The 13,747-nt window shown below is 72.0% G+C and carries 8 protein-coding genes; 7 read left to right on the top strand and 1 reads right to left on the bottom strand.

Features of this window, described 5'->3' with window-relative positions:
* Positions 1-132: 132 nt before the first annotated feature.
* Positions 133-1,503, top strand: a complete 1,371-nt coding sequence (locus C4J65_RS09970; protein WP_115742093.1) for a replication initiator — start codon at positions 133-135, stop codon at positions 1,501-1,503.
* A gap of 162 nt (positions 1,504-1,665) precedes the next feature.
* On the opposite strand, the gene C4J65_RS09965 is transcribed toward C4J65_RS09970, so the two are convergent.
* Positions 1,666-3,228: a recombinase family protein gene (locus C4J65_RS09965; protein WP_115742092.1), complete on the bottom strand. Its 1,563-nt coding sequence runs from the start codon at positions 3,226-3,228 to the stop codon at positions 1,666-1,668.
* Positions 3,229-3,466: 238 nt separating this feature from the next.
* Between C4J65_RS09965 and C4J65_RS09960 the strand changes: the two genes are divergently transcribed.
* The 6 genes from C4J65_RS09960 (at position 3,467) to C4J65_RS09935 (ending at position 13,691) form a co-directional block, all read left to right on the top strand.
* Complete coding sequence (locus tag C4J65_RS09960; protein ID WP_115742091.1) at positions 3,467-4,684, top strand: hypothetical protein; 1,218 nt, start codon at positions 3,467-3,469, stop codon at positions 4,682-4,684.
* A 48-nt stretch (positions 4,685-4,732) separates the two neighbouring features.
* Positions 4,733-5,509, top strand: a complete 777-nt coding sequence (locus C4J65_RS09955; RefSeq protein ID WP_115742090.1) for a TIGR03936 family radical SAM-associated protein — start codon at positions 4,733-4,735, stop codon at positions 5,507-5,509.
* Between the two features lie 275 nt (positions 5,510-5,784).
* A complete protein-coding gene (locus C4J65_RS09950) occupies positions 5,785-9,801 on the top strand; it encodes an Rne/Rng family ribonuclease (RefSeq protein WP_115742089.1) in 4,017 nt (1,338 codons plus the stop codon).
* A gap of 392 nt (positions 9,802-10,193) precedes the next feature.
* Positions 10,194-11,309, top strand: coding sequence for a DegT/DnrJ/EryC1/StrS family aminotransferase (locus C4J65_RS09945; RefSeq protein WP_115742088.1), 1,116 nt, complete (start codon positions 10,194-10,196; stop codon positions 11,307-11,309).
* The gene (locus C4J65_RS09940) at positions 11,306-12,331 is read left to right on the top strand and encodes a Gfo/Idh/MocA family oxidoreductase (protein WP_115742087.1); all 1,026 of its coding nucleotides are present in this window, start codon (positions 11,306-11,308) and stop codon (positions 12,329-12,331) included. Before C4J65_RS09945 ends, C4J65_RS09940 begins: the two co-directional genes overlap by 4 nt.
* A gap of 76 nt (positions 12,332-12,407) precedes the next feature.
* Positions 12,408-13,691, top strand: coding sequence for a nucleotide sugar dehydrogenase (locus tag C4J65_RS09935; RefSeq protein ID WP_115742086.1), 1,284 nt, complete (start codon positions 12,408-12,410; stop codon positions 13,689-13,691).
* Positions 13,692-13,747 lie beyond the last annotated feature (56 nt).

Genomic DNA, 13,747 nt, shown 5'->3' with positions numbered 1-13,747 from the left:
CCCCATGAACGACGACGCGCCACCACCCACCATCCCGGCCGCTGCTGCGGCCCACCCCGGAAGGTCACCACCATCACCCCGCATCCCACCACCCCGGCTGACCGGCGCGCCGCCCTCGACCGCGCGGCGCGCCTGCGCCACCTCCCCGAAGCAGACCGAGACGCCCTCCGCATCGCCCAAGACCCCGACTTCCCCCGCTGGCTGCAACAGATCACCGCCACCGGCGGCTGCGCCCACCCCGTCCACCTCTCCGGCCACACCACCACCCTGGACGGCGCGACCGGCGAGATCCTCCACCACTACGACACCCGCAACGAACCCGGCGAACGCCTCCTCGTCCGCTGCCGCAACCGCCGCGCCACCATCTGCCCCGCCTGCTCCCGCCTCCACGCCGGAGACACCTTCCACCTCGTCCGCGCGGGACTGACCGGCGGCAAGAACATCCCGACCACGGTGCGCACGCGGCCTCGCCTCTTCGTCACCCTCACCGCCCCCTCCTTCGGACCGGTCCACCGCGCGGGCACAACGTGCCGCCCCCGCCGTGACGGCGGCGCCTGCGAGCACGGCCGACCTCTCGGCTGCCACTCCGTCCACGCCCCGGCTGACCCGCTCGTCGGCCAACCCGTCTGCCCGGACTGCTACGACTACACCGGCCACGTCCTCTGGCACGCCCACGCCTCCAAGCTGTGGGACCGGTTCGTCATCGACGTCCGCCGCCGCCTCGCCTCCTCGGCCGGTATCGTGCAGTCCCGCTTAGCCCGGCACGCCCGCTTGTCCTTTGCCCGTATCGCCGAGTACCAGAAGCGGGCGGCCGTCCATGTGCACGCCGTCATCCGCCTCGACGGCCCGGACGGCCCCGCCGACGAACCACCGCCCTGGGGCACCCTGGACCGGCTCACCCGCGCCGTGCACGCGTCCGCCCAGCGGGTCACCGTCCGCACCCCCTACAGCCCGGCCGTCGGCGAACTGGATCTGGCCTGGGGTGTGCAGACCGACGTCCGCGCCTTGCACGCCGGCGGCCCCGACGACGACGCCGTGGCCGCGTACGTCGCGAAGTACGTCACCAAGGGCACCGACGAGACCGGCGCCGGCACCGACCACAAGGTCACCACCAGGGACGACATCGACACGGCCCCCGTCAACCGACACGTCCGCACCCTCATGCACACCTGCTGGCGACTCGGCGCCCTCCCCGAATACGCACCCCTGCGCCTGCGCACCTGGGCCCATACCCTCGGCTACCGCGGCCACATCCTCACCAAATCCCGCGCCTACTCCACTACCTACGCCGCACTACGCGCCGAACGCGCCCACCACCTCGGCCACACAGACATCCCCGACGCGATCACGGATGCGCACTGGCGCTATGCCGGCTCCGGACACACACCGGGCGCCGCCCTCATCGCTGTCGGAGTCGCTGAAGACCTCGCGGAGTGTCGGCGGCTCAGTGCAGAAGCCAGCCAGCAGGGGGGTGGGGTCGGTAACTCCGCTGCCCAAGCCTGAGCCTGCGAACGACGAAGCGATGCCTCTGATCGACAGCGAGATTGTGATTGTGGGTGAGGACGGTGCGGAAGAACCGTTTGACCCTGCCGCATGGTTCGAGTAACCGACGAAGCCGCCTCCCTCAGATGACGGGGAGGCGGCTTCGTTCGTGCGCCGGCTGGATCAGAAGGCTTGCGCGAAGTCGTCCTCTCGGATCACGAGTCGCTCGCGTACGTCCTTCGGGATCAGTAGGCGGAGGTGCACCTTCGGGGCTCGGACCTTCGGCACCTTCGTGCGGGTCACTTCGCAGCGGATCCCTACCCGGTACAGGTCGGCGGACATGGCCTCCATGCCGCCTTCCTGCCAGTGCTCACGGAATGTCTTGCCGCCGTGGACGTTGACCCACCGATCCTTCGCGGTCTCGGGGTCGATCGCTTCGAGCTCACTGATGAGCTTGTCCAACGTCGCCTCCGCCTGCTCCTTCGTGAACCGCGTCTTCGTGTACCGGCCCCCGGGTTCGAGATCCTTCATGTACAGCGCGATGGTCTCTTGAAGGCGCTTGATCTCCTTGCGGGCCTCGGCGCCCTCGGCGTACTGACGGACCTGTACGGGGAAGTCTCCGAGGACCTTGAGCACGTCCTGCACCAGGCGCTCGTAGACCCGCTCGGGGTTGGGCGCTCCCAGCCCGCCGCTCTTGCAGTTGCGGCACCGCAGGTACTGGTACGTCCCGTGCGTGTTGTTCGTGATCTGCACGGTCATGTTCGTCTTGCAGTCGGCGCACAGCAGGACGCCGAGGAACTGTGTCGCTCCTCCGACACGACGCGGCGGCTGATTCTTCTTGCGTTTGTCGAGAGCGGCGCCGAGGGTCTCGAACTCCTCCTCGGTAAAGAGGGGAGGGGCGACTTTGATCGGCCTGCCGTCCGTGCCGAGGAGCGGCTTCGATCGTCGCTGCCCGCCGTTCTTGTCCTCTTCTACCCGATAGCCGAGGAGCGCCGGGTTGCGTAGGCGTCGGTGGAGCGTTGCCACGGTGAGCCCTTGGGTCATCAGGCCGGACCGCTTCAAGCAGCGCACCATGAACCCGGCGGAGCGTCCCCGAAGTGCCATGCGTCGGGCCCAGTGCAGGGCCTTGGCCGCCTCGGGATCGATGACGAGAACGACCTTCCCCGTGTCGTCCTCGTCCGTGACGTAGCCGTACGCCGGCTTCCCGATGATCCAGTCTTCCTGCGACTTCGCGTAGTCCCACAGACTCGCAACCCGGGTCGAGGTGTTGGCCGCCTCGATCTCGGCGATACCCCCGATGATCGTGACCATGATCTTTCCGGCGGTCGTCGTGAGGTCGAGGCTGTCGTTCTTCGAGACCAGGTTCTTGCCGCGCTTCAGGCTCCACTCGATCATCGTCGAGAGATCGGAGAGGCGCCGTACGAAGCGGTCGAGCTTCCAGAACAAGAGCTCGTCGAACTCGGGGGAGCGGTTGTTCAGCCACTCCCCGAGCTCCTTCCGCTTCCACGGCGGGACCTTCGTCGCCGACACGTTCAGGTCGGAAGCGACGCCGACGACTCGGCTCCCGCGCTCCCTGGCCAGGATGCGGAGATCGAGCTCCTGCCGTACCGGCGACGTCGTGTCGTCCGTCAGTACGGACAGGCGGATGGATAAGAGCGCCCGGGGCGCGTCCTGGGGGAGTAGGGCCTCAGCCCGTTTGAGCTCCTCCAGCAGGGCAAGGTCGGCTTCCGTCCACTCGGCTTCCACGCTGTAGGCCGCTCGTTCTGCCGCGAGTCGGCGCTGTCCTCGTTTCCTCATGTCAGACAGCGTGGCGCAGTTCGCGAACAGTTTTAAGCGTTTTTCCATATGCCCCGCGATGGACACCGAGATCCAGGTCGGTCCGACCGGCAAGAAGTTGCTGCCGTTGACCGTGGTCAAGTAGGGGCCAGGGCTTCGGGCGCGACGCCGCGGGATCCGAATCGGGTTCCGCGGCGTCTTCACGGGCATGGTGGATCTGGAGAAGGCATCCGGGGCGGGGCCGCAGCGTGCGCAGGGGGAACCGGTGCGGCGGTCGGATGCCGAGGGGTGCCTTGCGGTGGCGATCCGGATTCCGGTGCGGATCGTCGTGCTGGTGCTGGTCGTGCCGGTGCGCATGGTGTGGGACGCGCTGGTCGTCGCGGGGCGGTTCCTGCGGGACGCGGTGCTGCGTCCCGTCGGGCGGGCGCTGGCGTGGCTCGGGCGGGCCCTGTTCGTGTGGCCGCTGGTCGGGCTGTGGCGGTATGTCCTCGTGCCGCTCGCCAAGGGCGTGGGGTGGCTCGCGAACGTGCTCCTCGTGGTGCCTGCGGTGTGGCTGTACCGGTGGGTGCTGACGCCGGTCGGGCAGGCGCTCGCCTGGTTCCTCACGCGGGTGGGCGCGGTGCTCGCGGCGATCGCACACGGGCTGTACGGCGGTCTGGCGTGGCTCGGGCGGTATCTGGCCGTGGTGCCGGCGCTGTGGCTGTACCGGTGGGTGCTCACCCCGGTGGGGCATGCGCTCGCCTGGCGCGGCAGGCAGGTGGCGCGGGGTGTGGGGCTGGTCGTCACCGGGGTCGGCTTCGTCCTGTACTGGATTGTCCGGGTGCTGCTGGTGCTGCCGGCGCTCGCCGTGTGGCGGTGGGTGCTCACCCCGGTGGGGCATGTGCTCGCCTGGTGCGGCAGGCAGGTGGTGCGGGGTGTGGGGCTGGTCGTCACCGGGGTCGGCTTCGTCCTGTACTGGATTGTCCGGGGGCTGCTGGTGCTGCCGGCGCTCGCCGTGTGGCGGTGGGTGCTCGCTCCGGTCGGCCGGGTCCTCGCCGTCGTCGGGCGGGAGGTGGCGGACGCCCTCGGTCACGCCTGGCGGATCGCCGGGCACCTCTCGCGTGCCGTCGGGCGGTTCCTCGGCACCGTCCTGCGGTGGACCGTGGCCGAACCGGCGCGGTGGGTGTACCGGAGCGTGCTGACCCCGGTGGGGCACGCCGTGCGGGACACCGTCCTGCGGCCGCTGGCCGAGGCGGGGCGCAGCGCGGGGCGGACGGCCCGGCAGGCGCTGGCCTCGGCCCGGCACACCGCCCGGCAGGCTCGCGCCGACGTACGACGCATGCTCGTCGGGGAGCCCGCCGAGCGGGATCCGGTGGACCGGAGGGAACCATCCGCCGTCGAGGCACGTACTCTTGGTAGTAGTACGACCGCTCTCACGAAGGACTGAACGACACTGGGCAAGCGACAGCCCGTAGGCCCGCCGCCCGTTCCCGCGGTGCAGCGCATTCGACTGCGTTACACCAAGCGCGGCCGCCTCCGGTTCACCAGCCACCGTGACTTCCAGCGCGCCTTCGAGCGTGCGCTGCGCCGCGCCGGGGTGCCGATGGCGTACTCGGCGGGGTTCACTCCGCACCCGAAGGTGTCGTATGCCAATGCCGCACCCACCGGCACGGGCAGTGAGGCGGAGTACCTGGAGATCGCGCTCACCGAAGCGCGCGATCCGGAGCGGCTGAGGCTGCTTCTCGACGAGTCGCTGCCCACCGGGCTCGACGTCGTCGACGCGGTCGAGGCCCGGACTTCCGGGCTCGCCGACCGGCTGACGGCCTCCGTGTGGGAGCTGCGGCTGGACGGCGTGGGGTCCGCCGAGGCCGAGGCCGCCGTCGCGGCCTTCAACGCGGCTCCGGCGGTGGAGGTGCAGCGCCGTACGAAGAACGGCGTCCGTACCTTCGACACCCGTTCCGCCGTCGCGCACCTGGAGAGCGTCACCACGCACGGTTCACCGGCTGATAGGCCGACCGACCGGCCCTGTGCGATACTGCGGCTGGTTGTTCGGCACGTGACGCCTGCCGTACGACCCGACGACGTCCTGTCCGGTCTTCGCGCCGTGGCCGACCTGGCGCCGCCGGTCCCCGCAGCGGTGACCAGGCTGGCGCAGGGGCTGTTCGATGAAGAGACCGGTGCGGTGACCGACCCGCTCGCGCCCGACCGCGAGGCAGAAGCGCCCGAGCCGCATCCGGCCGCCGCTTCCGCCGCCGCGAAGGCGCCGGCGTAAGGAAGGTTCCGCGTAGGGACGGACGTCGTAGCGCCGCCCTCGAACTCGGGAGCCACCTGGGTCGGGCAGCGCACCGACCACAAGACTTTCGCCAGGCCGTGCACGACAAGGGGTACGGAACCGGCGAGACAAGACACGGATGAGCTTCCGAGCGGCGCCCGCGCCCCGGACGGCGGCGACCGCGCATCGCGCGAGCCGCGGACGTCACCGGCGGTCGACCTGGTCGATGCCGGACCAGGCGCGGCGCCCGGGAGCCTGACGGGAGAAACCCCCGCATGCTCGAACCGACCGAATCCACTGAGTCCTCGACCACGACGGACTCCGAGTCGAACACCCCCAGCGACACCCTGCCGCCGCGTCGTCGGCGCAGGGCCGCGTCCCGCCCGGCGGGTCCGCCGTCCGGCGGTTCCGAGGCGCCGGCGGAGACCGTCGCGCCGGCCGAGCCGGCCCCCGCCGAGGTGGCCGAGGCCTCCGAACCGGCGCCGGAGCCCGCGGCTCCCGCCCGGCCGCGGCGCCGTGCGGTACGTCGTGCCTCCGCGCCCGCCGGGGCCCCCGAGGCGGCGGAGGCGGCCGAGACCGTCGTGTCCGCGGCCCCCGCCGCCGAGTCGCCGGCGCCGGCCGAGGAGACCACGGAGCCCGTTGAGACCACCGAGAGTGCCGCGCCCAAGGGGCGTACCCGCCGTCGTGCCACGCGCAGCGTGACTTCGGCCAGCGAGCCGACGGCCGCCGAGCCGACCGTGACCGAGCCCGTCACCGTCGTGGTCCCTGAGCCCGCCGAGGCCGAGGCCGAGACGGAAGACGCGGAGACCGAGGCCGAGAGCGCCGCGCCCAAGGGCCGGACCCGTCGCCGTGCCACGCGCCGCGTGTCCGTCCCGGCCGAGGCGAGCGAGACGGAGGCCGCCGCGGCCCCCGAGCCGGCGAAGGCCGCGGACACTGCCGCGCCCGCCAAGGCCGCAGAGGTTGCGGAGGCCGCGGAGGCCGCCGAGTCGGGTGAGGACGCCGCGCCGCGTCGTGCGCGCCGCCGGTCCACCCGCAAGGCCGCCACCGGTTTCGCCGCCCCGGCGCAGACCGCCGCCGCGGCGTCCGACGAGGCGGAGGCGCCCAAGCGCCCGTCGCGTCCCGCGGTCGCCGTGTTCCAGGCGCCGGTGTTCGCCGAGCCGCAGTTCCAGACGCCCGAGCGGGCCGCGGCCGAGGCCGCCGCCGAGGCGGCCGGTGCCGAGCCGGTGAAGCCGGTCGAGGAGAGCGTGGAGGCCGCTCCGGAGGAGCAGTCCGCCGTCTCCCGCCGACGCCGCAAGCGCCGGGGTGCCGCCGCAGAGGAGGCCGCCGAGGAGCGGGCCACGGCCGCCGTCACCGAGAACGAGCCCGCGGGCGAGGCCCGGGGACAAGACCAGGACCAGGCTGCCCAGGCCGACGCCGGGAGCGAGTCCGAGGCCGAGGCCGACGAGGCGGGCGACGAGCACGACGACGCCGACGGCTACGAGGAGTCCGGTTCGCGGCGTCGTCGCCGCCGGGGCGGCCGTCGCCGTCGCCGGGGTGACTCCGCCGACGGCGACCTGACCGACGGCGAGGCCGAGGACATCGGCGCCGACCAGGCCGATCAGGATGCGTCGGACACCGCCGAGCAGGCGGACGAGGACGCCGAGGAGAGCGAGGAGGCGGCCGGCGAGAGCGGCGGTTCCAGCAGCAGCCGGCGCCGTCGTCGCCGTCGCCGTCGGGCCGGGGACGGCTCGGGCGACGCCGACTCCGCCACCGACGACCCCGAGCGCACCGTCGTCAAGGTGCGCGAGCCGCGGCCGGCGCGGGAGAAGAGCGAGCCGTCCGACGAGGTGCAGTCCATCAAGGGCTCGACCCGTCTGGAGGCCAAGAAGCAGCGTCGCCGGGAGGGCCGCGAGCAGGGCCGCCGGCGGGTGCCGATCATCACCGAGGCCGAGTTCCTGGCCCGCCGCGAGGCCGTCGAGCGCGTGATGGTCGTGCGTCAGCACGGCGAGCGCACCCAGATCGGCGTCCTGGAGGACGGGGTGCTCGTCGAGCACTACGTCAACAAGGAGCAGGCCACCTCGTACGTCGGCAACGTCTACCTCGGCAAGGTGCAGAACGTGCTGCCGTCGATGGAGGCCGCCTTCATCGACATCGGCAAGGGCCGCAACGCCGTCCTGTACGCCGGTGAGGTCAACTTCGAGGCGCTGGGCATGGCGAACGGCCCGCGGCGCATCGAGTCCGCCCTCAAGTCCGGCCAGCCGGTGCTGGTGCAGGTCACCAAGGACCCGATCGGCCACAAGGGCGCCCGCCTGACCAGCCAGGTCTCGCTGCCCGGCCGCTACCTGGTCTACGTGCCCGAGGGCTCGATGACCGGCATCAGCCGCAAGCTGCCCGACACCGAGCGGTCCCGGCTGAAGTCGATCCTGAAGAAGATCGTCCCCGAGGACGCGGGCGTCATCGTGCGCACCGCCGCCGAGGGTGCCAGCGAGGACGAACTGCGCCGCGACGTCGAGCGGCTCCAGGCGCAGTGGGAGGACATCCAGAAGAAGGCGAAGAGCGGCGGCAGCTCGAACGCGCCCTCGCTGCTCTACGGCGAGCCGGACATGACCGTCCGGGTCGTGCGCGACATCTTCAACGAGGACTTCTCCAAGGTCGTCGTCAGCGGTGACGAGGCCTGGCAGACCATCCACGGCTACGTGTCCCACGTGGCGCCGGACCTCGCCGAGCGGCTGTCCAGGTGGACCAGCGAGGTCGACGTCTTCGCCACGTACCGGATCGACGAGCAGCTCGCCAAGGCGCTGGACCGCAAGGTCTGGCTGCCCAGCGGCGGGTCGCTGGTGATCGACCGGACCGAGGCGATGATCGTCGTCGACGTCAACACCGGCAAGTTCACCGGTCAGGGCGGCAACCTCGAGGAGACGGTCACCAGGAACAACCTGGAGGCGGCCGAGGAGATCGTGCGCCAGCTCAGGCTGCGCGACCTCGGCGGCATCATCGTCATCGACTTCATCGACATGGTGCTCGAGTCCAACCGGGACCTGGTGCTGCGGCGTCTGCTGGAGTGCCTGGGCCGGGACCGGACCAAGCACCAGGTCGCCGAGGTGACCTCGCTGGGCCTGGTCCAGATGACCCGCAAGCGGGTCGGCCAGGGCCTGCTGGAGTCGTTCTCGGAGACCTGCGTCCACTGCAACGGCCGCGGTGTCATCGTCCACCTCGACCAGCCGTCGTCGGCCGGTGGCGGCGGTGGCAAGCGCCGCAAGCGGGCGCGGGCCGGGGCCGACCAGCCGCACGAGCACGAGCACGAGGCCGTCGCCGGGGTCGAGACCGGGCCGACGCCGGAGCAGGAGGCGGACACCGAGTCCGAGACCGAGGTGGCCGCCGAGGTGGCCGAGCCGGTCGCCCTCCCGGCGCCCGACTTCAGCGCGGACGAGGAGCTGTACAGCAGCGCCGCCGAGGCCGAGGCGGCCGCCACGCGCGGTCGCGGCCGGCGTCGCGCGAGCCGTAGGGCGTCCGCCCCGGCGGGTGCGCCCAGGGCGGCGAAGGGCGAGGCGAGGGCCGAGTCCGCGCAGGCGGAGGCCGCGCCTGCCGGGGCGCCGACCGCGCAGGACGTCACGGTGCGGGAGGAGGTCGAGCGTCCCGTGCGGCGCGAGCCCGCCGCCGAGGTGCTGGCCGAGCCCGCCGCCGTCGAGGACGCCGTCTCCGGCGCCCCCGCCCCGGCCGCTGTGGCCGAGACCGCGGCGCCCGCGCCGGAGGAGGCCGCGCCCAAGGGCCGTACGCGCCGTCGGGCCACCCGGAAGGTGTCCGCGCCGGCCGGTTCGCCCGAGGGTGCCGAGGCCGCCGTACTGACGGTCCCGGAGGCCACCACGGTGTCCGAGCGGTCCGCGCCGGAGCCCGAGCAGGCGCCGGAGGCGGCCCCGGCCGCCGCCGAGCCGGCCGAGAGCGCCGCCCCGGCCCGTCCGCGGCGCCGCGCGGTGCGCAAGCCCACCACGTCCACCGCGTCCGAGGAGGCGGCCGTCGTGGTCGTCCCGTCCGCCCCGGCGGAGGAGGCACCGGACGTACAGCCCGAGGCCGAGGAGGCCGCCCCGGCCAAGAAGGCGGCGGCCCGCAAGACGGCCAAGAAGGCGACGGCGAAGAAGGCCGCCACCAAGAAGACCGCGGCCAAGAAGACGACGACCGCGAAGAAGGCCACCGCCAAGAAGGCGGCCAAGACGACGACCGCCAAGAAGGCCACGGCCAAGAAGACGGCGTCGAAGAAGACCGCGGCGGCCGCCCAGCAGGCGCCGTCGTCGGTCACGGCCGCCACCGAGAGCTGACGGCGGCACACGGAAGCACAGACACGGCGCGGGTTCCGGTACCCATCGGAACCCGCGCCGTTTTGTCGGTGCCGTGCGACCGGCGGCCGTGAAAGTTGACCGGAGGTGACACGGAGGGGAACACACGTGCACCTCCTGCTAATCTCTTCGGTGGATCGGCTGCTGATGACGGGTAGGTCGACGACGGTGGCCGATGAGCACCCCGAGGCATGTGGGGCTCGTGGCGGCTCCTGTCGCGCAGGACATCCGGGGGACCTCTTGGGGGAGCTGTTCGCCGTCACCAAGTTCGGACGATCCGTGGGGAAGAAAACGGATGCGTCACACCGTGACGGCTTCCGTTCTCCCATCCGTACAGGGCGAGCGCCGACGGGCCGCTGAAGTGGAGGATGTCGATGACCGACACCCCTGAGTCCATCCCGGCCGCCCGGCCGGTGATCGACGAAGAGGAGATCGAGGCCGCTGTGCGTGTGCTGCGCAGCGGCAGGGTCGTGCAGGGACCGGAGGTGGCGGCCTTCGAGGAAGAGTTCTCCCAACTGGTGGACGGACGGCACAGCGTCGCCGTCAACTCCGGCACGTCCGCGCTGCACCTGACGCTCATGGCCCTGGGCATCGGCCCGGGGGACGAGGTCATCGTGCCCTCCTTCTCCTTCGCCGCCTCCGCCAACGCCGTACGGTTGGTCGGAGCGGACGTGGTCTTCGCGGACATAGAACCGGGCAGCTTCTGCCTGGACCCGGCGGCCGTCGCGGCCGCCGTGACGCCGCGGACCGCTGCCATCATGCCGGTCCACCTGTATGGGCACCCGGCGGCCATGGACGGCCTGACTCCGATCGCCGAGAAGCACGGCCTCGCCGTCGTCGAGGACGCCTGCCAGGCACACGCCGCCGAGCTGAACGGCACTCCGGTCGGCGCGTTCGGGACCGCGGGAACGTTCAGTTTCTATCCGACCAAGAACATGCACGCCCTCGAAGGCGGCATGATCACTACCGCCGACGCCCAACTGGCCCGCACTCTGCGGCTGCTGCGCAACCAGGGCATGGAACAGCGCTACGCGAACGAGATCGTCGGCGCCAACATGCGGATGACGGACGTGGCCGCCGCCATCGGCCGGGTCCAGCTCGGCCGGCTGGCGGGGTGGACGGACCGCCGCCGCGCCAACGCCGCCCACTTCGACGAGCGTCTCACCGCCCTGGTCACCCCCCCGGTCGCCGAGGGCGCGCGTCACGTCTATCACCAGTACACCGTGCGCGTCCCGGAGGGGATGGACCGGGACGCGGTGCAGGAGCGGCTCACGGCCGCCGGCGTGGGCAACGCCGTCTACTACCCCACCCCCATCCACCGACTCAAGCCGTACTGGGAGCCGGACCGGAAGGCCGGCCGTACCTGGGACCTGCCGGAGACCGAGCGGGCCGCCGCCCAGGTGGTCTCGCTGCCGGTCCACCCGTCGCTGACCGACGCGGACCTGGCCCGCATCGTGGACGCGGTGAACACCCTGGGAGAAGCGCTGTGAGCAAGGCGAAACTGCGGGCCGGCCTGGTCGGCCTCGGGTCGATGGGCCGTCACCACTGCAGAGTCCTGTCCGAACTGGACGGCGTGGAACTGGTCGCCGTGGTCGACCCGATGGGCGACAAGTTCGGCGTCGCGCGCGGCACACCGGTGCTGGAGTCCGTCGAGCAGCTCATCGCGCAGGGCGTCGACTACACCGTGGTGGCCTGCCCGACCGCGCTTCACGAGGAGGTCGGCCTGCGGCTGGCCGAGGCGGGGGTGCACGCGCTGGTCGAGAAGCCGGTGGCGGACACCGTCGACGGCGCGCGGCGCCTGGTCGAGGCGTTCGAGAGCCGGGGTCTGGTGGCCGGTGTCGGGCACATCGAGCGGTACAACCCGGCGCTGCAGAACCTGCGGGCGCGCCTGGAGGCCGGCGAACTGGGCGAGGTCTTCCAGGTCGTGACCCGGCGTCAGGGCCCCTTCCCGCACCGCATAGCCGACGTCGGTGTCGTCAAGGACCTGGCCACGCACGACATCGACCTGACCGCGTGGGTCACCGGCACACCGTACGTGTCGATCTCCGCGCACACCGTGTCCAAGAGCGGCCGTCCGCACGAGGACATGGTCGCCGCCGTCGGGCAGCTCTCCGACGGCACCATGGTCAACCACCTGGTCAACTGGCTGAGCCCGCTCAAGGAGCGGTTCACCTCGGTCACCGGCGAGCGGGGCTGCTTCATCGCCGACACGCTCACTGCGGACCTGACCTTCCACTCCAACGCGGCCGTCGCCACCGAGTGGGAGGCTCTGCAGGCATTTCGCGGCGTCGCCGAGGGCGACATGATCCGTTACGCGATCCCCAAGCGGGAGCCGCTCCTGGTCGAGCACGAGTTCTTCCGGGACGCGGTGCTCGGCGTCTCGCACGAGATCTCCACGCTGCGTGAGGGCCTGCGGACCGTCGAGGTGGCCGCGGCCGTGCTCGAGTCCGCGGCGAGCGGTGCCACCGTGCGGCTGGACACGGCCGCCGACGCAGTGCCGTCCGGCGCCTGACCGGCCGACATCGTTACCTGTCCGGGTCCCGCGTCCCGGTCCCGCAGACCGCCCCGAGAAAGAGGCACCCCCGTCCATGAACATCTGCGTAGTCGCCCTCGGGAAGATCGGCCTGCCGCTCGCCGTGCAGTTCGCCTCCCAGGGGCACCGGGTGATCGGCGCCGACGTCAACGAGAAGGTCGTCGACCTGGTCAACGCCGGCACCGAGCCGTTCCCCGGTGAGCACGATCTCGACGTCCGGCTCAAGAACGCCGTCGACCAGGGCCTGCTCTCCGCGACCACCGACACGGCCGACGCGGTGTCCCGGTCCGAGGCCGTCGTCGTGGTCGTGCCGCTGTTCGTGGACGCCGAGGGCATCCCCGACTTCGGCTGGATGGACGCGGCGACCAAGGCCATCGCACAGGGCCTGAAGCCGGGCACGCTGGTGTCGTACGAGACCACGCTGCCCGTCGGCACGACCCGGGACCGCTGGGCACCGATGCTGGCCGAGGGCTCGGGCCTGACCGCGGGTGAGGACTTCCACCTGGTGTTCTCCCCGGAGCGGGTCCTCACCGGCCGGGTCTTCGCCGACCTGCGGCGCTACCCGAAGCTGGTCGGTGGCATCGACGAGGCGTCCACGCGGCGCGGCGTGGACTTCTACGAGAAGGTCCTGGACTTCGACGAGCGTGACGACCTGCCGCGGCCCAACGGCGTGTGGGACCTCGGCACTTCGGAGGCGTCCGAGATGGCCAAGCTCGCGGAGACCACCTACCGGGACGTCAACATCGGCCTGGCCAACCAGTTCGCGCGCTTCGCGGACACCGCGGGCATCGACGTCAAGAAGGTCATCGAGGCCTGCAACAGCCAGCCGTACAGCCACATCCACCAGCCCGGCATCGCCGTCGGCGGCCACTGCATCCCGATCTACCCGCGGATGTACCTGTGGAACGACCCGCAGGCCACCGTGGTCCGCGCCGCGCGCGAGGCCAACGCCGCGATGCCGGCGTACGCCGTGGACCTCCTCGCGGCCGCCCACGACGACCTGACCGGCGTCAACGTCCTGGTGCTGGGCGCCGCTTACCGCGGCGGTGTGAAGGAGACCGCGTTCTCCGGCGTCTACGGGACGGTGGAGGCACTGCGCGAGCGCGGTGCGGTGCCCTACGTCTCGGACCCGATGTACACCGCCGAGGAGCTGACGGCGCACGGCCTGCCCCCGCACGAGGGCCAGACCGTGACCGCCGCGATCCTCCAGGCCGACCACGCCGAGTACCGCGAGCTGTCCGCAACCGACCTGCCCGACGTACGCGTCCTCGTCGACGGCCGCCGCACCACGGACCCGGCCCGCTGGGAAGGTGTGCGGCGGGTGGTCATCGGGGGCTGACACCAAGCGGCACGGTCACTCGCCCAACGCGTCACATCTCCAGCCGAGGAAGCTCT

Origin of the sequence: Streptomyces sp. CB09001, from assembly GCF_003369795.1 — a bacterium.
Classification (GTDB): domain Bacteria; phylum Actinomycetota; class Actinomycetes; order Streptomycetales; family Streptomycetaceae; genus Streptomyces.
This window is presented reverse-complemented; position numbering and strand designations above follow the sequence as displayed.

Coding starts and splice junctions, on each gene's coding strand:
- C4J65_RS09960 (WP_115742091.1), top strand. CDS start 3,467: ATGGTGGATCTGGAGAAGGCATCCGGGGCGGGGCCGCAGCGTGCGCAG.
- C4J65_RS09950 (WP_115742089.1), top strand. CDS start 5,785: ATGCTCGAACCGACCGAATCCACTGAGTCCTCGACCACGACGGACTCC.
- C4J65_RS09945 (WP_115742088.1), top strand. CDS start 10,194: ATGACCGACACCCCTGAGTCCATCCCGGCCGCCCGGCCGGTGATCGAC.
- C4J65_RS09935 (WP_115742086.1), top strand. CDS start 12,408: ATGAACATCTGCGTAGTCGCCCTCGGGAAGATCGGCCTGCCGCTCGCC.